Origin of the sequence: Martinezella tropici (genome assembly GCF_008370325.1) — a bacterium.
Lineage (GTDB): Bacteria > Pseudomonadota > Alphaproteobacteria > Rhizobiales > Rhizobiaceae > Rhizobium > Rhizobium tropici_B.
In genome coordinates, this window is sequence record NZ_VNIP01000008.1 from 210195 (window position 1) to 230472 (window position 20278).

General features: G+C 60.1%; 20 protein-coding genes. 10 read left to right on the forward strand and 10 right to left on the reverse strand.

The genetic code is table 11. The annotated features are described in order from the left end of the window. Nucleotides 1-107: 107 nt before the first annotated feature. From FP026_RS14070 to FP026_RS14080, 3 genes are all read right to left on the reverse strand, one after another. Complete coding sequence (locus tag FP026_RS14070) at nt 108-1052, reverse strand: polysaccharide pyruvyl transferase family protein (protein WP_149635241.1); 945 nt, start codon at nt 1050-1052, stop codon at nt 108-110. A gap of 87 nt (nt 1053-1139) precedes the next feature. Continuing rightward, a complete protein-coding gene (locus FP026_RS14075) occupies nt 1140-2099 on the reverse strand; it encodes a glycosyltransferase family 2 protein (protein WP_149635242.1) in 960 nt (319 codons plus the stop codon). 392 nt (nt 2100-2491) lie between these two features. Further along, entirely contained in the window at nt 2492-2674 is a 183-nt protein-coding gene (locus tag FP026_RS14080) for a hypothetical protein (protein ID WP_149635243.1), read from the reverse strand. A gap of 145 nt (nt 2675-2819) precedes the next feature. On the opposite strand from FP026_RS14080, the gene FP026_RS14085 reads away from it, so the two are divergent. The 8 genes from FP026_RS14085 to FP026_RS14120 all read left to right on the forward strand — a co-directional run bounded on the left by FP026_RS14085 (nt 2820) and on the right by FP026_RS14120 (nt 12316). Continuing rightward, the gene (locus FP026_RS14085) at nt 2820-3905 is read left to right on the forward strand and encodes an acyltransferase family protein (RefSeq protein WP_246665343.1); all 1086 of its coding nucleotides are present in this window, start codon (nt 2820-2822) and stop codon (nt 3903-3905) included. Nucleotides 3906-3909: 4 nt separating this feature from the next. After that, the gene (locus tag FP026_RS14090; protein WP_149635244.1) at nt 3910-4713 is read left to right on the forward strand and encodes a glycoside hydrolase family 16 protein; all 804 of its coding nucleotides are present in this window, start codon (nt 3910-3912) and stop codon (nt 4711-4713) included. Nucleotides 4714-4819: 106 nt separating this feature from the next. Next, on the forward strand, nt 4820-6028 hold the full coding sequence (locus tag FP026_RS14095) for a glycosyltransferase family 4 protein (RefSeq protein ID WP_149635245.1): 1209 nt from the start codon (nt 4820-4822) through the stop codon (nt 6026-6028). Next, a complete protein-coding gene (locus tag FP026_RS14100; RefSeq protein ID WP_149635246.1) occupies nt 6025-7023 on the forward strand; it encodes a glycosyltransferase family 2 protein in 999 nt (332 codons plus the stop codon). Before FP026_RS14095 ends, FP026_RS14100 begins: the two co-directional genes overlap by 4 nt. Further along, nucleotides 7020-7958: a glycosyltransferase gene (locus FP026_RS14105; RefSeq protein WP_149635247.1), complete on the forward strand. Its 939-nt coding sequence runs from the start codon at nt 7020-7022 to the stop codon at nt 7956-7958. Before FP026_RS14100 ends, FP026_RS14105 begins: the two co-directional genes overlap by 4 nt. Beyond that, nucleotides 7955-8980 (forward strand): glycosyltransferase family 2 protein, encoded by a 1026-nt coding sequence (locus FP026_RS14110; protein ID WP_149635248.1) that lies wholly within the window; start codon nt 7955-7957, stop codon nt 8978-8980. The genes FP026_RS14105 and FP026_RS14110 overlap by 4 nt, the downstream gene beginning before the upstream one ends. Before the next feature lie 4 nt (nt 8981-8984). Next, nucleotides 8985-9890 (forward strand): UTP--glucose-1-phosphate uridylyltransferase GalU, encoded by a 906-nt coding sequence (gene galU, locus FP026_RS14115; protein ID WP_149635249.1) that lies wholly within the window; start codon nt 8985-8987, stop codon nt 9888-9890. A gap of 83 nt (nt 9891-9973) precedes the next feature. Next, the gene (locus FP026_RS14120) at nt 9974-12316 is read left to right on the forward strand and encodes a polysaccharide biosynthesis tyrosine autokinase (protein WP_149635250.1); all 2343 of its coding nucleotides are present in this window, start codon (nt 9974-9976) and stop codon (nt 12314-12316) included. A 113-nt stretch (nt 12317-12429) separates the two neighbouring features. Here FP026_RS14120 and FP026_RS14125 read toward each other — a convergent pair whose 3' ends face one another. The 5 genes from FP026_RS14125 to FP026_RS14145 all read right to left on the reverse strand — a co-directional run bounded on the left by FP026_RS14125 (nt 12430) and on the right by FP026_RS14145 (nt 16736). Beyond that, nucleotides 12430-13311, reverse strand: coding sequence for a DMT family transporter (locus tag FP026_RS14125; protein WP_149635251.1), 882 nt, complete (start codon nt 13309-13311; stop codon nt 12430-12432). A 129-nt stretch (nt 13312-13440) separates the two neighbouring features. Beyond that, nucleotides 13441-14001: an NADPH-dependent FMN reductase gene (locus FP026_RS14130; protein WP_149635252.1), complete on the reverse strand. Its 561-nt coding sequence runs from the start codon at nt 13999-14001 to the stop codon at nt 13441-13443. A gap of 71 nt (nt 14002-14072) precedes the next feature. After that, complete coding sequence (locus FP026_RS14135) at nt 14073-15299, reverse strand: NAD(P)/FAD-dependent oxidoreductase (protein ID WP_149635253.1); 1227 nt, start codon at nt 15297-15299, stop codon at nt 14073-14075. 10 nt (nt 15300-15309) lie between these two features. Beyond that, a complete protein-coding gene (locus FP026_RS14140; protein ID WP_149635254.1) occupies nt 15310-15621 on the reverse strand; it encodes a MocE family 2Fe-2S type ferredoxin in 312 nt (103 codons plus the stop codon). Nucleotides 15622-15647: 26 nt separating this feature from the next. Then, complete coding sequence (locus tag FP026_RS14145) at nt 15648-16736, reverse strand: fatty acid desaturase family protein (protein WP_149635255.1); 1089 nt, start codon at nt 16734-16736, stop codon at nt 15648-15650. Nucleotides 16737-16886: 150 nt separating this feature from the next. On the opposite strand from FP026_RS14145, the gene FP026_RS14150 reads away from it, so the two are divergent. Together FP026_RS14150 and FP026_RS14155 are read left to right on the forward strand one after the other, a co-directional pair. Further along, nucleotides 16887-17915: a LacI family DNA-binding transcriptional regulator gene (locus FP026_RS14150; protein WP_149635256.1), complete on the forward strand. Its 1029-nt coding sequence runs from the start codon at nt 16887-16889 to the stop codon at nt 17913-17915. 219 nt (nt 17916-18134) lie between these two features. Further along, nucleotides 18135-18947: a TIM barrel protein gene (locus FP026_RS14155; RefSeq protein WP_149635257.1), complete on the forward strand. Its 813-nt coding sequence runs from the start codon at nt 18135-18137 to the stop codon at nt 18945-18947. A 53-nt stretch (nt 18948-19000) separates the two neighbouring features. Here FP026_RS14155 and nikR read toward each other — a convergent pair whose 3' ends face one another. Together nikR and cobM are read right to left on the reverse strand one after the other, a co-directional pair. Next, nucleotides 19001-19438: a nickel-responsive transcriptional regulator NikR gene (nikR, locus tag FP026_RS14160; RefSeq protein WP_149635258.1), complete on the reverse strand. Its 438-nt coding sequence runs from the start codon at nt 19436-19438 to the stop codon at nt 19001-19003. Between the two features lie 77 nt (nt 19439-19515). Beyond that, nucleotides 19516-20274, reverse strand: coding sequence for a precorrin-4 C(11)-methyltransferase (gene cobM, locus FP026_RS14165; RefSeq protein ID WP_149635259.1), 759 nt, complete (start codon nt 20272-20274; stop codon nt 19516-19518). Nucleotides 20275-20278 lie beyond the last annotated feature (4 nt).

Sequence of the window (20278 nt, forward strand, 5' to 3'; positions counted from 1 at the left end):
AAACTTAGAGCGGTTCAGCGTTTCAGGGAATCGCCAAACCGCTCTATCTCTTTGTTTTTTCGCGATTCCGGACGGAAAACCGCTGCGCGCCTATTCCTAGAATAGCTTTAGAGATAATCGCGTCGCACGCCTTCGATCGCGCCGAGCAGGCGTTCCTTGCAGGCTGCAAGTGTTGCGTCTTTGCTCAGCTGCGGCTTTGCCTTGCTGGCCTGCCAGAGAGCCAGGGCCGAAGGCACGGCAAGCGCCTGCTTTGCCATGACCCGGAACGTGGTCTGCTCGGGATCGGCAAGCATGATATTTTCCCCGTACCGCTGCTTTTCGAGTTCGGCGGCAGCTTGCTTGCTGCGTTCGAAGCCGACGCCCCAGAACTTGGCGCCCTTGGCGATCGCTTCGGCGCGGGTGGAAACGGGGATGTGCTTGGGCGCATAGGTCACGCCGAGTGAGCGTGCCCAGTCGTTCCATTTGAAGCTGTTGATGGATCGCGAAGAGCTGACCGCGATCCACGGAACGCGAAAGGCATCGGCAAGGATGGCGCCGTGCATCGATTCCGCGACGATCAGCTCGGAGGCTGCGATTTCGCGGATCACGGCCTTCGCCTCGCCACGGGGATCGAGATAGGAAAGGCCGACGGTCTTGCAGATCTCGGGCCAGAGGCCGGCGGCAGCCGATTCCCAATGCGGTATGAAGGTGCGCCGGCCGTTCTTGGAAATGTTCTGGAATTCCGGCATTTCCGTCACCAGCACGGCGGGATCGACGATGCCCATTTCGGCTGGCAAGCCGATCTTTTCCGCCGTCAGGGGGCCGCGGACGCTGCGGATGTCCCATTGCGACCTGTCGCGCATGTCGGGAAGGGAACCGTAGCCGAAGCCGCTGCCGATGACGAGCTTGCGTCCGTCGGTTGGCAGGATTTCCGTGTTGAGAACGGTTCCGACGCCGACCAGCAACGTTTCTTCATGAACGTCGCGAAGGCCGGGAAGCAGGAAATCCCAGAGCCAGAGATTGAGATCGTCACCGAAATTGCCATGGGTGGATTCCCAGTGGAACGGCTTCATGCAGGACTCCTTGCTGACCAAACGATAACGGGGACATGCCGATGGCTCTTGGATGCGGCATGCACAGCTTATGCTGCGGTGCAAAATCTAGGGCGCAAGTTTGCCGACGGCAAGCTGCATCGCGCTTTGCAAAATTGCGGGGTCGCGCAAGGCCCATTTCGCGAGCAATCCAAATTGCGGCAGGCGCCGCTGCCGCAGTTGCCGCGCCTGGCTCCAAAGTGCCTGGCGACGGGCGCGATTTTTGTAAAGGCGGATGGCAGCGACATCCTGAGGTCGGCGTGAAAATCGCTGTTCCAGCGTGTTGAGCGCCGTCCAGGTGTTGAACTGCTGACGCAGGAATTGCGGGGAATCATTGTCGATGCTGTGAAAAATGTTCACGCCCTCGCCACGCAGCGCGCCGGCGTTTTCGCATAACAGCACGCGCTTGGCCGCCAGAATGCAGTCGCAGAAATAAAGGACATCCTCCGCCGCCAGCCGGAGCGTAGGCTCGAAGCGCACCTTTTCGAAGAGAGGTCTGCCGATCACCATGCAGGACATATGCAGGAAGCTCCAGTCCTGCAGCATGACGCTGGCGACATTCGGGATCTCGATGACGGCCGGCTTGTCCGACAGCCGCACGATATCGGCTGACTTTGCGAGTTCGGCGATGCTGAAATGATAGTAGAACTCTTCGCCTCCGTCGATGGAATCCCAATAGCAATCGGCGTCATGACGTGTCAGTGCCCCGAATGCATTGCTCAAATGCTCGGGTGCCCATTCATCGTCGGAATCAAGGAATGCGACAAAGCGGCTGGCGGCCGGCACGTTGTCGAGACCGGTATTGCGCGCCCCGCCCGGTCCGGCATTGGTTTGACGAATGACACGGATGCGGGCGCGCTCGTCGGCGCCCAGCGACTGCAGCTCTTTTTCCGCCGGAAGCGGCGATGCGTCATCGACGACGAGAATGTCGAAATCCTGAAACGTCTGCCGGGATATCGATTTCAAGGCGCGCTGCAGAACGCCCGGTTGCTTCTGATAGAACGGAATAACAATCGTGAGAGACGCCATTTTCCCGCCTTTACGGTTTTCAATCCAAGAGTTTGCGGCCTCATCCCCGGGGACGTAACCATCGGCTTCTCGGCTGCATCCATCGCCAATCTTCGGCTGTTTGCCCGGTGATGGATGCCGCCGCGACGCCAACAGGTAGCGTCCATTCGGTAGGGAGCAATGTCGAAGGCGGAGATTTCTCAAACTTTATCCCTGCCGGATGCGCGATGCCGAATTGCCCCCTAGTGATCTATTGTGACACATTGGTTCTCAGGATTGGACGGCATTACACCCATGAGAAGAGCGGTGCGGATCGATATTCCCATATCGATTGCAATAGTGTCGTATTTTGGTCATGCTTCGCACTGCAAACTCTGCTGCGCTGCAAAAAATCTTCACCCTCCGGTAAAAATCTAGCTACGCTGAAAACCTTGCGTGAAGTCGGCATTAAAAAATGCCCAGTTTTCCTTAAACCCTTTTTTCCACACGATTTTTCTCCTGCGCAAAGCAATTGTTTGAGCTTTCGAGCGGTCCAAAAGGGTTGTTCCAACGCGGTGTGGAGTATCATTTTTCGCCCATTTTTGCTGCGCCGCCATATTCCCTTTCCAAAGATCGCCCTAGGTTACGTTTGCGAGCTCTGCAATGCTCTGAACGAAATAGCTGCAAGGGGGGATGCAGCACGAAGAAGAGGTGACAGACATCGTGAATGTGACTGCCAACGTGTCTTCGCGGATAAACCTCATGCGTATCGTGCTCATCTCGGGCATCATCTTTGTCCATATACCGTTCGATATGCGTACCAGCCCGTTCAACGGCGCATATGGCGTTTTCGACTGGCTGCGGGTGTTCCTTCGTGACAGCCTGTTCCGCGTCGGCGTGCCCTGCCTGAGCGCGATTTCAGGTTACCTGTTGTTTCGCCAAGGCACGACATCGCTAGACTATGGGAAGATTATTCGCCGAAAGACAAAGACAGTCATTCTGCCTTTCATGCTGTGGAATAGTGCGTTCTTTGTGTCCGTCCTTATCCTCCAGTACTACGGAATTGGCGATGGATATCTGCCTGACTTGTCGGAATCTACTCCGCATACGCTATCGACTCTTCTGTTTGCGATCGACGGCACGCCGATCAATCTGCCGCTTTACTTCCTGCGCGATCTTTTCGTCTGCATCCTGCTGTCGCCAATCCTTGCTTTTCTCATCAGCCGTGCGCCATTGCTGACACTGGTTTTCCTGCTTCTCATCGCAGCATGGCCGGTATCGATCGGCATCGTGCTGCGGAACTCGATCCTCTTCAGCTTCAGCTTCGGGATTTATCTCAGCCTCTATCGCGTCGACGTGACGGCCATGGATCGCTATGTCGCGCTGATCGGTCCCGGCTTCATTGCGCTTGCGGCACTTCTGGCAACCGCCGCCTATATGGCAGGACCCGGTTTGCCCTTGTGGCTCGAGGTTTGCCGCAATCTGATGGTGATCGTCGGCATTCCAGGGTTCTGGGCGCTATCGTCGATCTTCATCCGCAGCCGTATCGGGCAGAGGCTGGCTGGAACCGGCAGCCTCAGCTTCTGGATCTTCTGTGCCCATTATCCGCTGCTTTTCTGTCTCTGGGTTCTTTGGAAGCGCGGCGGCAGCGAACTTTACCCGATCTTCTATCTTCTGGCGGCAGCGCTTGCCTTGCTGCTGCTGCCCCTGACGAATGGCATGGCGCGTTCCGCCATGCCAAGCCTCTATAACCTGCTGACCGGCAGCCGGACGCGCCCACTGGCCGAAGCCCGTGCCGTCCAGATCCGCGCCGCCGAAGATCGGCGTGCGCGTTCCGAGCAAAGGTGATGCCATGACGACATCGAAGAGCTACGCGCAAAGACTTGGTCTTGTCTCAATCGCCCTTTTGGGTGCCTGCTTCCTGCCGCAGGCCGTGTCCGCGCAGGATGATCAGCCGAAGGCGGGATCCTTCGTCGACAATTTTGAGCGACTGGACACCAGCCGCTGGTACATCTCGGACGGCTGGAACAATGGGCCGTTTCAGAATTGCACCTGGTCGCGCAAACAGGTGAGCATTACGGACGGAATGCTGCAGCTGCAGTTCATCCAGTCCAAGACCGGTCAGCGGGACTACGCCTGCGGCGAAATTCAGACCACCAAGCGCTACGGCTACGGCACCTACGAGGCGCGCTATCGTACCGCTGCCGGATCTGGCCTCAACTCCGCCTTCTTCACTTATATCGGCCCGACCGATAAGAAGCCGCATGACGAGATCGATTTCGAAGTGCTTGGCAAGAATCCCGGTCAAGTCCAGGTCAACCAATATATCTCGGCCAAGGGCGGCAACGAGAAGCTGGTGCCGGTTGCCGGCGGTGCCGATCAGGGTTTCAACGATTATGCCTTCGTCTGGGAAAAGGACCGCCTGCGTTACTATGTGAACGGCAAGCTGGTTCAGGAGGTCACCGATCCTTCGAAGATCCCGACCAATGCCCAGAAGATTTTCTTCAGCCTCTGGGGCACGGACACGCTGAGTGCCTGGATGGGCAAGTTTGCCTATTCCGGCCAGCCGGCCGCCATGCAGATCAAGCGCGTTGCCTTTACCGCAGCGGGCGAGAAATGCCTCTTCCCGGAATCGATCACCTGCAAGATCGATTGAACCTGACCGGTCGCGCGGTGCCTTGCGCGGTCGGTTGCGATGCCAGGATGCAACACCAACCATACCAGGCGCTCGGTTTCGGCCGGGCGCAAAAGCGGATACTTTGATGCTGCATATTCTTTATTTCGTTCACGATCTTGCCGATCCGGCTGTGCGCAGGCGGGTGCTGATGCTGCAGGCCGGCGGGGCGCTCGTGACGCTGGCGGGCTTCCGGCGCGACGACAACGCGCTTGCCGCCATCCATGGCGTCGAACCGATCGAGCTCGGCAAGACGCAGGACGCTCAGTTTGCGCAACGTGTAGCCGCGGTGGCCAGATCGGCGGCGAAGCTGCGCGGCGCATTGCGCTCCGTTGCAAGACCGGATGTCATTATCGGCCGCAATCTCGAGATGCTGACGCTGGCCAATCGCGCCAAATCCGTGTTCGGCGGCGATATGCCGATTGTCTATGAATGCCTCGATATCCATCGGCTGCTGCTGCGCAATGATGTGGTGGGTGGCGCACTTCGCAGCGCCGAGCGCCATTTCGGTTCGCAGGCGGCATTGCTCATCACCAGTTCTCCCGCCTTTGTCGAGCGCTACTTCCGGCCGCGTTCCGGCCTGCGTCTGCCGGTTATGCTGCTCGAAAACAAGGTGCTCGCACTTGAACCTGCGGCAAGCGCCGTCGCGCCGGTTGTCCGCCCGCCGGCTGCAGGCAAGCCATGGAAGATCGGCTGGTTCGGCGCGCTTCGCTGCCGGAAGTCGCTGACCTTGCTCGATGAATTTTCCCGCCGGATGGACGGGCGTTTCGAGATCGTGCTGCGGGGCCGGCCCGCTTATTCGGAGTTTGACGACTTCGATGGCTTCGTGCGCAAAGCGCCGTTCATGCATTTTGCCGGCGCCTACAAGAATCCCGAGGACCTTCAGGCGATCTACAACGATGTCCAGTTTTCCTGGGCGATCGACTTCTTCGAAGAGGGCCTCAATTCGAGCTGGCTGCTGCCGAACCGGCTTTACGAGGGTGGCCTCTACGGTGCCGTGCCCATCGCCATCGAGGGCACCGAGACGGCACGCTTTCTGGCAAGCCGAAAGATCGGGCTTACGCTCGATGCGGCCGACGCCACGCAGCTGGCGGCACTCTTGGGCGGGATGGACGAGCAACGTTACGTTGCCGCCTTCGACGCCGTGGCGTCGCAGGATCGCAAGCAGTGGATGATCGATCGCGCCGATTGTCATGGTCTGGTGCAGCGGCTGGCGTCGCTGACGCGCGCTAACGAACAGATCGCCGAAATAAAGGCCCTCTCACAACTGCATCGCAATAGAGGTGGATTGCAATGACGAACGGAAGTTCAGGGGACACGCGTTGCATAATCGTTATTCCCTGCCTCAACGAGGAAAAACACATCGAGCCGCTGATCGACAAGCTCGGGCAGGCTCTGGACGAACTCGATGCCAGGATCGTGGTGGCTGATGGCGGCAGCACCGATCGCACGCGCGAAATCGTCCGGGAGATTGCCGTGAAAGATCCGCGCATCCTGCTGCTGGACAATCCCAAGCGGCTGCAGAGTGCCGCCATCAATCTCGCCATGGAAACCTTCGGCGACGACTATGATTATTTCATCCGTATCGACGCTCATGGCGACTATCCGGCCGATTACTGCCAGACACTGGCTCAGGAAGCCCGCGCCACAGGCGCTGATTCCGTTGTCGTCGCCATGCGCACCATGGGCTTCAGCGCCTTCCAGAAGGCGACGGCCGTGGCGCAGAACTCCAAGCTCGGCAACGGCGGCTCGAAACATCGCGAAGGCGCCAAGGGCCACTGGGCCGAGCATGGGCACCATGCGCTGATGCGGGTCGCCGCCTTCCGCGCCGTAGGCGGCTACGACGAGACCTTCAGCCACAACGAAGATGCCGAGCTGGACTACCGGCTGCACAAGGCAGGGTTCCGGATCTGGCTCACGGACAAGACGGCCATGACCTACTATCCGCGCGCCAGCGTCCCGACGCTCTTCAAGCAGTATCTCGGCTACGGCCGTGGCCGCGCGCGCAATATCCTCAAGCATCGCAGCCTGCCGAGCCTGCGCCAGATGCTGCCGCTGGCGGTCGTGCCGATCTTCATCGGCGCCTTCCTGGCCGTGCTCAACTGGATTGCGGTCATTCCCGTCGGCCTTTGGGCCGTCGCCTGCATCGCTTACGGCTTCTGGATCGCTCTCGGCCAGAAGAACCCTTACGGCCCGCTCGCCGCCATCTCGGCCATGGTCATGCATTTCGCCTGGTCGATGGGGTTCTGGATGGAAGTCTTCAGCTTCCGCAATCGCAGGATCGCGTCATGACACAAGTCCATCGACGCCCGATAAGGATCGATATCGCTGTTTGCACCTACCGTCGGGCAGAGCTTGACCAGACGTTGCTGTCGCTCGCCGTGCTTGCCATTCCCACCGGCGCGATTGTCCGCATCATCGTCGCCGACAATGATGTCACGCCAAGCGCGCGCGGTCGTGTCGACGCCATGCGTTCGGCCGTGCCTTTTGAGATCGTCTATGTCCATTGCCCGGCATCGAACATCTCGATTGCCCGCAATGCCTGCCTGGATCATGCAAGCGGCGATTTCATCGCTTTCATCGATGATGACGAGACGGCGTCGGAAGATTGGCTGGCGGAATTGCTCATCACGGCCGACACGACCGGCGCCGATGCCGTTCTCGGCCCCGTCCAGGCGGTCTACGCGAATAGCGCGCCCGCCTGGATGCGACGCGGCGATTTCCATTCGACCTTGCCTGTCTGGGTGGAGGGAGAGATTGTCACAGGTTACACCTGCAATGTGTTGCTGCGTCGCGGCGCGCCTTCGCTTGCCGGACGGCGTTTCAACATCGCGCTTGGCCGCAGCGGCGGCGAAGACACCGAGTTTTTCATCCATATGCACAAGGCGGGCGGCAGGATCGCCTATGCCGAGGATGCGCTGGTCTACGAACCCGTTCCCAACAAGCGCGCCACCGTTTCCTGGCTGTCGAAGCGCCGGTATCGGATGGGCCAGACGCATGGGCGCATGTTGCTGGAGGCCGCGACCGGCTTCGGACGCTGGCGCGCGATTGCGCTCGCCGGAACGAAATCCGCCTATTGTTTTGCCGCTGCCGCACTGCTCGCGGCCTCTCCCATCAAGCGGCATCGCTATGGCCTGCGCGGCATCATGCATGCCGGTGTCGTCAGCGGCCTCTTCGGAGTTCGCGAAATCGAGCAATATGGAAGTCTGGAGAAGGCGCCGCAATGACGGATTTCATCCCCGATGTCAGCTTCGTCATCGCTGCCTACAATGCCGAGGAAACCCTCGAGCGCGCCATCGACAGCGCGCTGGCGCAGGGCGCCGTCAGCATGGAAGTGATCGTCGTCGACGATTGCTCGACGGATAGAACGCGGGAGATCGCCGGCAACCATCCCGATCCACGTGTTCGTCTCGTCGCCATGGCCCGCAATGGCGGGCCGGGCGCTGCCCGCAATGCCGGCCTGGACGCGGCTCGCGGTCGCTGGGCAGCCGTGCTCGATTCCGATGACGCCCTGCGGCCGGACCGCATGGCGCGCCTGATCGCCCGGGCGGAAAAGGCCGAGGCGCAGATCGCGGTCGACAATCTCGACGTCATTCGCGAGGACGTCGGAACGACGCTTCCGATGTTCCCCGAGGCGATGCTGGCGCGCATTCCGCTGCTGACGCTGGCGACATTCATCGCCTCGAACATGATTTTCCGTTCGGAACACAATTTCGGCTATATGAAGCCGGTCTTCGAGCGTGCCTTCATCGAGAAGCATCGCCTGCGTTTCGATGAAACCCTGCGGATCGGCGAGGATTATATTTTCCTTGCTTCCGCCCTTGCCCGGGGCGGCGCCTGTGTCGTCGAGCCGATGGTGGGCTACCTCTATTATATTCGCGATGGCTCGATCTCGCGTGTTCTTAAAAAGGAACATGTGGAGGCCATGCTTGCCGCCGATGCCAGGTTCTTCGCCGAACATCCCTTCGGTGCGGCGGCCCTTGCCGCGCAGCGGCGGCGCACGCGCAATCTCAAGGAAGTCATCGCATTCCTGAAGCTGGTCGACAGCATCAAGGAGCGCGAGCTGCAGACCATGCTGAAGATCGCCTGCCTCAACCCTCGGGCGGTGCGCCATCTCAGCATGCCGATCTTTGCCCGTTTTCGTCGCCTGGCAGCATCTCTGCGGAGCGGCGGCCAGGCGACGCCTACCTCCCAACTTACCTCGCCCCTGCCCAATATGGGCGCAGGCCCTCACTCTAACAAAGGATAGAGCCATGGACCCCAAGCATCGTGTGAGAAAAGCAGTCATTCCGGTTGCTGGCAACGGAACACGCTTCCTGCCCGCCACCAAGGCAATGCCGAAGGAAATGCTGACGATCGTCGATCGTCCGGTCGTGCAATATGCCGTCGATGAAGCCATCGAAGCCGGCATCGAGCACATCGTCTTCGTCACCAGCCGCAATAAGTCGGCGATCGAAGATCATTTCGATGACACGCCGGAGCTGATTTCCTCCCTGCAGCGGGCTGGCAAGAGCCATCAGGTTACCGAGCTGGAGCGCCTTCTGCCGCGGGCGGGCGCCGTCAGCTTTACCCGCCAGCAGGCCCCGCTCGGTCTCGGTCACGCCGTCTGGTGCGCCCGCGACCTGATCGGCAACGAACCCTTTGCGCTGCTTTTGCCCGATATGCTGTGCTACGGCATGCGCGGCTGCATGGCCGGCCTGATGGAGCTCTATAACGAGGTCGGCGGCAACATTGTCGCCGTCGAGGAATGCGCTCCGGAAGAGACGTCGAAATACGGCATCATCGGCAAGGGCGCTGCGGTTCGGCACGGCTTTGCCGTGACCAAAATGGTCGAAAAGCCTCACCCGTCCGAGGCGCCTTCAAACTTTTACCTCAATGGCCGCTATATTCTTCAGCCTGAGATCTTCGACATTCTGGCCCGTCAGGAGCGTGGTGCCGGCAACGAGATCCAGCTGACCGACGGCATGCTGCGCCTTTCCGAGACGCAGTCCTTCCATGCCCAGGTCTATAACGGACGCACTTTCGACTGCGGGTCCAAGCACGGCTTCATCGAGGCGAATGTCGCCTTCGCGCTGGCTCGCGCCGATATCGGCGGCTTGGTCTATGACTCGATCCGCAACCTGGTCGTCTCGCACGAAGCGCAGATGACCGCCGCTTAAGCCTGTTCACATCGTGGCCTGCGGCCGAGAAGGCCGCAGGCCTGGCTTATTTTCATTCAGGCTTCTCCGACAAGGTGGTCGCCATGCATCAGAAGAACTTCACTTTCCACAGCGCTCTTCCGCAAGCGGAATCGCAGGATGGCTTCATCGATCTCGATCGGTTGATGGCGGTCATTGGGCGCCGCATCCGCACCATTATTTTCGCCGTGGCCGCTTTCGTCATTCTGGCTGTCGCCTACCTGCTGACCGCCACATCGAGCTACACCTCGATGACGCAGATATTGCTCGACGAAAACATGACGAAATATGCGGAGGATCAGCCGCCCGCGGCCAGCAGCCAGCAGGCGGACATGGAAATCGCCAGCGCGGTCGAAATCCTGAAATCGAACGAGATGGCGCTGCGTGTCGTCGATACGGCCGGTCTTGCCGACAATAACACGTTGCTCAATCCGCCGATGTCGCCTGCGGCGCTGCTCAAATCCGGTATCGGCCTGATCGTCAGCGTCTTTACGCCGGCCCGTCCGCCGATGACACCCGAAGAGCAACGCGAGGCCCAGCGGCAGAAAGTCGCCGCCGTCCTGCAGGAGAGCCTCAAGGTCGAGCGCGTCACGCGAAGCTCGGTCGTCGCCGTCTCCTTTAGTTCAACCAACAAGCGGCTCGCCGCCATGATCACGAGCGCCTATGCAAACGCTTATCTGACCGATCAGCTGAACGCCAATTTCGATGCGACCGAACGTGCATCCGTCTGGCTGCAGGAACGTCTGAACGACCTGCGCCAGCGCGCGCAGGAGGCTTCGCTCGAAGTCGAGAAATACAAGGCCGACAATGGGCTGACCTCGACCGGTGGCGAGCTGATGTCGGAACAGCAGATTTCCGATTTAAACAAGCAGCTGATTATCGCCCAGGCCGATACGGCCAGCGCTGCCGCGCGCTATAATCAATATAAGTCGATCATCGACCAAGGTCCCGACAACGCCGTCAAGAATGCCACCATCTCGTCGAGTTCGACCGACAATTCGGTGTTGCAGGATCTGAAGACGCGTTACCTCGCGGTCCAAAAACGCGAACAGGACATCACGCAGAATTTCGGCGCCACCCATCCGCAGGCCGTTGCGCTTCACGCCGAACGGCAGGACATCACGCGGCAGATCTACCAGGAACTTCAGCAGCTCACCGCGAGCTACAAGAACGAGTATGATGTGGCGCAATCTCGGGCAGCATCGCTGCGCGAAAGCATCGAAAATGTCGTCGGCAAGAATTCCGAAGCCAACAAGTCGCTGGTTCACCTGAACGAGCTGAACCAGAAGGCGACGGCGCTGAAAGGCCTTTATGAATCCTACCTTGGGCGCTTCGAGCAGGCGAGCCAGCAGCGATCCTTCCCGATCGCCAAGGCGCGCGTCATCTCGGTTGCCGGCGTGCCGACAGCGCCGTCGAGCCCGAAGAAGACGCTTGTCATGGCGCTTTCCGTGATCCTCGGGCTGATGGTCGGTTGCGGCGTGGCCGCATTCCAGGAGTTCCGCGATCGGTTCTTCCGCGTCGAAGCCGACGTGCGCTCCGCGCTTGGATTAAAGTTCCTTGGCTATCTGCCATTGCTCGGCCAACAGGCGAGCGGCAAGAAGAAGCGGCGCAAGGGGAATGTCGGTCAGGAGCCTGCGACCGCCGAGGAGGCGGAGCAGGGCGTTACCTTCGAGCGGATGATGCGCATCTCGGTCGAGGCGCCGCGCTCGATCTTCGCGGAGACCCTCAGGAACGCCAAACTCGCCAGCGATGTCATGCTGCAAGGTCGCGCGGACCGCGTGATCGGCGTCGTCTCGGCGCTGCCGGGCGAGGGCAAGTCGACGACAGCAGCCAATTTCGCCGCCCTGCTTGCCAGCAGCGGCAAGCGCACGCTGCTGATCGACGCCGACTTGCGCAATCCGGGCCTCAGCCGCACGCTGAAGTCTCCGCCGCAGGCCGGGCTTATCGAAGCCGTGCTCGGCGAAGTTCCCTGGACGAATGCCGTGAAGGTCGATCCACGCACCAAGCTTGCCATCCTGCCGGTCGTGGTGCGCGATCAGCTGCTGCACACCAGCGAACTGCTGTCGTCGCAGGGCATGCAGCAGCTCATGGAAAATGCGCGCAAGATGTTCGACTATATCGTCGTCGATCTCGCGCCGCTCGGGCCGATCATCGATGCGAAGGCCTTCGCACCACAGGTCGATGCGTTCTTGCTCGTCACCGAGTGGGGTGCGACGCCGACCAATCTGGTTCGCGACGTGCTTGAGCAGGAGCCGCAGATCAACTCACGTATCCTCGGCGTCATCCTGAACAAGACCGACATGTCGGAACTGCCGCGCTACAGTGATTTCGGCGGAACGGAGCGCTATCGGCAGAAATATGTGAGCTACTACACCGAGCCGCAGCCGCGCGCCCAGGTGGACGCGTAGTTCGCTCATACCTAGAGCGGTTCAGCTTTTCACGGAATCTCTGAACCGCTCTATCCCTTTGCTTTCTCGCAATTCCGGACGGAAAACCGCTCTGCACTTTTCCTGGAATTGCTCTAGCCGGCCTTGAGCCGGGCCCTTGCCAAGGCATGTTCACGCCAGATCGTGAATATGCCCGCCGCCACGACGATGAGCGCGCCCAGGATCATGGGCGCGCTCAGTTTTTCGCCGAATATGGCAACGCCGATGATGGCGGAGAAGACGAGCTGCAGATAGGTCAATGGCTGGATCACCACGGCGTCGAGCAGGTCGTAGGCGCGAATGAGGAAATAGTGGCTCGATACGCCCGTCAGGCAGAGTATGCCCATGAAGATCCAGTCATGGGGCGCGAGCGTCGTCCAGAAGAATGGCCCTATGCAGCTCATCGCGACAGCACCGACGACGCCCGTATAGAAAAAGCTGGTCATGGCGCCGTCTTCGCGGCTGACATAGCGGGTGAGGACGACATAGAGCGAAAACAGCAGTGCGCCGAATAGCGGCACCAGGAAACGCGCGTCGAAGACGCCGCTTTCCGGCGTCAGGATCAGCAGAACGCCGACGAAGCCAAAGCAGATCGCCAGCCATCGCCGCCAGCCGACCTTCTCGCCGAGGATCGGTATGGACAGTAACGCCACCATCAGCGGGCCGGATGAAAAGATTGCCTGGGAGTGAGCCAGTCCAACGATGACGAAGGATGAGATGGCGACGACGATCTGTGCCGCGAGCAGTAGGCCGCGGGCAATCTGCAGGATAGGCCGCTTGGTCCTGACGTTACGGCGCAAGCCCCCGGGTGCGCGCGAGGCCATGGCGATGGCGAAAAGCATGAAGGCCCAATAGCGGATCATTGCCACGAGAAGCGGCGGATAGGCGCTGACGAGATGCTTGGATATACCGTCCTGTATGGCGAAGATGCTGATGGCCAACAGCGTGAAGACGTAACCGGCTCTATTGGATTTCATGATTTTCGAAGGAAGAAGATGTGCAAGGCCCCGGAGGCGCCGGAACCCGGCGCCACGGTCACATTAGGCTATTCGCCGTTTCAATCATAGGATCAATATTTGCCTTCCGGTCCCGCCGGATAGCAGCCGTCAGCCTTTCTTGCGATCCGCGATGAAGGCGCTGAAACCTTCGATGAAGGTTGTCAGATTGTGTTTGACCTTCTCATCAATGAGTTCGCCTTCTTCATTGAAGACGCTGCCGGCCCGCGACACCATCAGCCTGCCGCCGAACCATGCATCGGCACCGAACGTACGCAGAACCGTCAGCCAGGCGTTCTGGCTGAGGATCGTGCCGAAATTGCCGGGCGAGGCTCCGAGAACGGCGATCGGCTTTCCGCCGAAGACCTGGGCGATATCGGTAGAGGGGCGGCTCATCCAGTCAATGGCGTTCTTGAATACGCCCGGAAGCGAGTTGTTGTATTCCGGCGTAAACAGGATCAGCCCATCGGCCGATATGGCCAGCTCCTTAAGTTCCCGCACCTTTTCCGGAATGCCGTCCGCTGCCTCGAGATCGGCGTCATAGAGCGGCACGCCATGGATGGTGCGGGCGATCAGCTCGACGCCGCTTGGCGCCAGTTCTACCGCTGCATGGAGCAGGGCCGTGTTGAAAGAGCCTTTGCGTAGGCTGCCTGAAATGCCGAGTATCTTCATTGCTTTCCCCGTTTGCCGTGAGGGGAAGACATTTATGCTTCGGCGTCCTTCGTCAAGGTCCTACGGCGATCTTATGCAGCAAGCAATGACTTCAGCTTGACGGAGCTTGCCGACAGCGCGGTGTGATCCGGATGCGCACGCGCCGCGATCAGCATTTCGGCGAGGCGGATGTCACGCGCGATGGCATTGCCGCGGCCGATACCGCTGGCGGCAAGCAGCCGCCCGTCAACACCAAGATGGAAGAGGATGAAGGCCCCGTCATCAAGGTCGCGCCGCACATGAGTGACCGCCTCATCCGCCAGGCCGGCGATCTGCAATGTCAGGTCATATTGATCGGACCAGAACCATGGCACGGCGGATATTTCCGCGCCTTCTCCCTGCATATTGGCGGCGGCGAGGTTTGCCTGCTCCTGCGCATTGCGCCAGGATTCGAGGCGCACACGCCTTCCGCCGTAAAGCGCCAACGGAAACGAGCAGCAGTCGCCTGCCGCATAAATGTCGGCAACGGAGGTTTCCAGCCGCTCGTTGACGGCAATACCGTTGTCGATCGCAAGCCCGGCTCCGGCTGCAAGCGCGACGTTCGGCAAGGCGCCGATGCCAACGAGCAGCAGATCGGCGGAGATTGTTTCGCCGTTGCTCAGCCTGACCATCGCCTTGCCGGCGTCTTCCTGTATGGCTTCGATGACCTGGCCACAGCGGATATCGGCGCCCTCCTGGCGATGACGCTGCGTAATCGCTTCGGCGATCGCTTCTGGCACCCCCCGCTTCAATACACGCGGCTGGCCTTCGATGACGGTGACGTCTGCACCGCGCGTGCGCGCCGTTGCCGCCAGCTCAAGGCCGATGAAACCGCCGCCGATAACGGCAATATGCTGCCCGGGGTAAAGAGCGGCATGCAAGGCCACGGCATTCGCATGTGTGCGCAGCACGCGGATGCGCTGCGATACACCGTCGACACCGGGAAAGCCGCGTGCCGAGGCTCCGGTTGCAAGCAGCAGCTTATCGTAGCTGAGCGCTTCTCCGTCCGCGAGCCTGATCGTCTTTATGGCGGGATCGATCGCTGTCACCGTCGTGTCGAGCCTCAGGTCGATCGATTGCTCCCGGTAATGCTCCAAAAGGGCGATAAACTTTGGCTCGGGCGGTTCACTCGATCCGCCTTTCGAAAGCGGCGGGCGTTCGTATGGGGCGAGCGGTTCGGTGCCGATAAGGGTGATATCGCCACTAAATCCCTTTTCACGAAGCGCGAAGGCGGCACGTGCACCGCATTCTCCAGCTCCAATAATGACGAAATTCGCCATGCTTGCCTCCTCAGAGCCCGATGAAGACGGTGCCGTTCTCGACCTTGACGGGATAGGTCTGCAAATTAATGCAGACCGGAGCACCCTTGGCTTCGCCGGTGCGATAGTCGAAGCGGCCATTATGCTTGGGACATTCGATGATGTTGTCCATGACCAGGCCGTCCGTGAGATGGATCTTCTCATGTGTGCACAGGCCGTCGGTGGCGAAATAATCGTCTTCGGGGCTGCGATAGACGGCGAAGGTTCGCCCGTCATGGTCGAAGCGGATGACGTCCTCTTCGTCGATCGCGTCAGCGGCGCAGACTTCGATCCAATTGCTCATGTTTTCCTCCCTTTGCATGTCCGGTTTTATTGAGCGGCGGCAGCCGATAGCTCGCCGTGGAATTCCTCGCGATAGGGTCGCGCTGTCGGCGGCAGCTCGCGCTTCAGGAAATAGTCCTCGTTGCGCAATTGCCGCAGGAATGCCGGTATCATCTCGCGATAGCCGGACCATATGGTCGGATTGGCGGCCGGCAGGTCATGCTTGATCATCGCATGCAGCTTCGGCAGCGCGTGGTAGGGCACCATCGGGAACATGTGATGTTCGACGTGGTAGTTCATATTCCAGTAGATGAAGCGGCTCACCGGGTTCATCATGACGGTGCGGCTATTCAGCCTGTGGTCGATGACATTGTCGGCAAGGCCACCATGCTGCAGCAGGCCGGTCAGAACGTGATGCCAGGCTCCATAAAGCCGGGGCAGCCCGATCAGCATCAGCGGCAGGATCGAGCCCATGGCGATCGCGGTTGCAATTGTTACGACATAGATGGCGAGCCAGATACGGGCGATGCGAATGGCCTTCGGCTGCTCCATCTCGGGAATGAAGTTCTTTTCCGCGGCGCTGACAACACCGCTAGCATTGCGCAGCATGTCGACCATCGCGTACCAGGCGTCGAGGATGCCGAAGAAATTCAGGATGAGGCGAAGAAGATCCGGCGGCCGCATGACGGCAATCTCCGGGTCGCGGCCGACGATGACGGTATCGGTGTGGTGGCGCGCATGGCTCCAGCGCCAGGTGACCGGATTGCGCATGATCATGAAGCAGGCGATCTGATAGACCACGTCGTTCATCCAGCGCGTCTTGAAGGCGGTGCCGTGGCCGCATTCATGCCAGCGGCTGTCGGAGGCTGAGCCGTAGAGCACGCCATAGGCGAAGAAAAAGGGAATGCAGATCCAGGATCCCCAGAAGTAGACACCAAGTGCTGCGAAGACGACCATGCTGCCGAGCCAGATGAGGGTGTCGCGGATACCAGGCGCGTCCGAGCGCTGCATCAGCGCCTTCATGTCTTTGCGCGCGATATCCGTGTGATACCATTCGGCAGCCGCAAGTCCGGTCTCCACCGCCAGCCTGCCGCTTGCGCCGAGCAGATCGTAGTCACGCTTGATTATCGTCGTCATTCCTGCCTCCCGCGATGTGCAACAGCGCACCGCCCTCGATGCCGAAAACGATAGATCGACTTTTCGCTTGCCTCAATGCATGAATGATGGAATCTATCAAAACATATCAAACTCTGACGTCATGAATGATGATATATCTCAGGAGTAGCCATGCGTCGCCCTACCATATCGGATCTTGCCAAGGCATCCGGCGTCAGCGTCGCGACGATCGATCGCGTGCTGAACGGCCGCCATCGCGTGCGGGAGGAAACGGCAAGGCGGGTCTACGAGGCGGCGCAGGAAATCGGCTATCACGCCGTCGGTCTGCTGCGTCAGCGTGTCTTCGAGGACCTGCCGCAATATCGATTGGGTTTCGTCCTGCAGAAGCCGGTTCAGGCTTTCTATCAGGCTTTCGCCAAGGAGATCGCCACAGCCGCGCAGGCCGTCACGACCGCGCGCATTAATGCACAGGTCGACTTCGTAACCGCGTCGACGCCGACGGCGATCGTCGAGAAATTGAAGACGATGGCTGCTCGCAGTCAGGCCGTTGCCCTTGTCGCGCCGGATTATCCGGCCGTCACGGCGGCTATCGAAGAGCTCAAGGAAAAAGGCGTTCCGGTCTTTTCCCTGCTGTCTGACTTCTCCACCACGGCACGCCAGGGCTATATCGGCGTCGACAACCGCAAAGTCGGGCGCACGGCGGCCTGGATCATCGCGCGCTCGGCGCGGTGCCCGGGCAAGGTCGCCTGTTTCGTCGGCAGCCATCGCTTCCTCGGCCATGAGCTGCGTGAAATCGGCTTTCGCAGCTATTTTCGCGAAAATGCCCCGGAATTCGAGGTGTTGGATACGCTGATCAATCTCGACACGCCGGAGATCACCCATGAGGCGACGCTCGATCTCCTGCAGAAGCACCCCGATCTCATCGGTTTCTACGTCTGCGGTGGCGGCATGGAGGGCGCCATTTCCGCCATTCGCGAAGAGCGCTTATCGGGCAAGCTGATCGCCGTCGTCAACGAGTTGACGCCGGAATCGAAGGCGGCTCTGGCTGACGACGTCGTCGCCATGGCGATCGGAACGCCATTGCCGGCGCTCTGCAAGGAGCTGATGAGCCTGATGATCAAGTCCGTCGAAAGCGATGAGGCGGCCGTGCCGGGACAAAGCTTTCTGCCTTTTGAAATCTTTGTTTCGGAAAACATCTAGAGCGTTTCTACGCAATTCCGGACGGAAAACCGCTATGCACTTTTCCCGGAATTGCTCTAGCATTTATGATGGAGTTTCATCATTTCGCCGAGAATTCTATCAAGAATGATGGTTGGGGCCGATGGAAGAATGACATGAATGTGGCTAGTCCTTCGAGAAGCAGGCGCGGCTATTTGGAATGTCTCTTGCGGCCGGACGCCTTGAGGAGGAGTGCCCATCATGAGTTCCATTCGCTTCGCGCTCAATCATATGTGCGCGCCGTCCCTAAAGCTGGAAGCGTTCTTCGCCGCTGCGAAAGGGCTCGGCATCGATAATGTGGAGATCCGCAACGATCTTGCCGGAAATGCGATCCTCGACGGCACGCCGGCAACGGCCGTCAAGGAGCTTGCGGCGCGCGAAGGCGTCACAATCATCTCCATCAACGCGCTGCAGCGGTTCAATGAATGGAACGACGAGCGCGCCCGGGAGGCGGCGGAGCTGATCGATTATGCGCGCGATTGCGGCGCCAGGGCACTCGTTCTCGTTCCGGTCAATGATGGCAGCGGCGGCGATCCGGAGGTGCGCCGCGCCAATCTTCGCAAGTCGCTATCGGCGCTGAAGCCGATGCTGGAAGCAGTCGGTATCATCGGTCTCGTAGAGCCGCTCGGCTTCGAGATCTGCTCGTTGCGCCTGAAGAGCGAGGCGGCCGCCGCGATCGAAGAGCTTGGCGCGAAATCCACCTTCTGCCTGGTTCACGATACCTTCCACCATCATCTTGCCGGCGAGGCCGCAATTTTCCCCGAGCTGACGGGTCTCGTCCATATTTCGGGCGTCAGCGATCCCAATGTTTCGGTTGCCGATATGCGCGACCCGCATCGCGTTCTCGTCGACGCCGAAGATCGCCTCGACAATGTCGGTCAACTGCGGGCGTTGATCGCTGCCGGCTATGTCGGTCCGGCATCCTTCGAGCCTTTTGCCCCGACAGTCCATGCCCTGAAGGAGCCGGTTGCCGCTCTCAAGGAGAGCATGGCCTATATTACGGGCCAGCTCTGATCGATGCGGTAGTCCGCGGGCAACTCATATCCGCGGACGACTGGCCCACTCGTTCAATCATGCGAATGCGTTTCGGGGTGCTCCGCGCCATGGTCCGATGGGATGATGTGCAGGTTCCCGAAGCGCACGCCGCGCTGCGTCACCACGCTGTCGGCAAAGGTCATTATCTCCTCCGCCTTGCCCTTCAGCACCGAAACTTCGAGGCAATCATGCCCGTCGATGTGTACATGAAGCGTCGAGATTGAAAGATCGTGGTGATGATGTTGCGCCGTCGTCAGCCGGCGCGACAAGTCGCGGGTTTCGTGTTCATAGACATAGGTCAGCGCCGCATAGCATCTGGCTTCCCTGTCAACCCTCGGCTGCGCGCGCGTGACGGCATCGCGAACGAGATCGCGCAAGGTTTCCGAGCGGCTGGCATAGCCTCGTTGCGCGCTGATCGTGTCGATCGTTTCCAGAAGATCGTCATCGATGGTGATGGTAATGCGCTGCATGTCCTGATCCTCGTTCCCCGCCGTTTGTTGGTATCGACTAGAGGAAATTTCGAGGCGATTTGCAACGGTATCCGGCTTTATTGCCGGCCGCGGAAACGACGCTGGTAGGTCGGGTCGTAAAGCGAGCTTTCGCGGAAATCGCTGGCGCCAAGCGATGGGCCGACGAAGATCAATGCCGTGCGCTCGATCGGTTCGGCGGCGACCTTTGCCTCGATCGTGGCAAGCGTGCCTCGAACGATCCGCTCATCGGGCCAGGATGCCTTGACGACGATCGCAACCGGGCAATTGGCGCCATAAAGCGGCGTCAGATCCTCGACGACCTTTTGAAGTGCGTGGATCGCCAGGTGGATGGCAAGTGTTGCCCCGGTCGCGCCGAATTTTTCCAGCGTCTCATTGTTCGGCATGGGCGAGGCTCGGCCGGAGACCCGCGTCAAAACCAGGCTCTGGGCAACGGCCGGTATGGTCAACTCGCGCCCGAGCGCCGAGGCTGCAGCGGCGAAGGCAGGAACGCCTGGGGTCAGCGTATAGTCGATGCCGTGCTGCTCAAGCCTGCGGATCTGCTCGGCGACAGCGCTCCAGACCGAGAGGTCGCCGGAATGCAGGCGCGCGACGTCTTCGCCGGCGGCTGCGGCTTTCAGATATTCGGCCTCGATCTCATCCAGTGACATCGGCGCGGTGTCGATGATGCGCGCGCCCGGCGGGCAATATTGCAGCAGTTCCGGCGAAACGATCGAGCCGGCATAGAGGCAGACGGGGCATTTTCCGATCAGATCCCGGCCGCGCACCGTGATCAGGTCCGCCGCTCCGGGGCCTGCGCCAATGAAATGCACTGTCATCGCT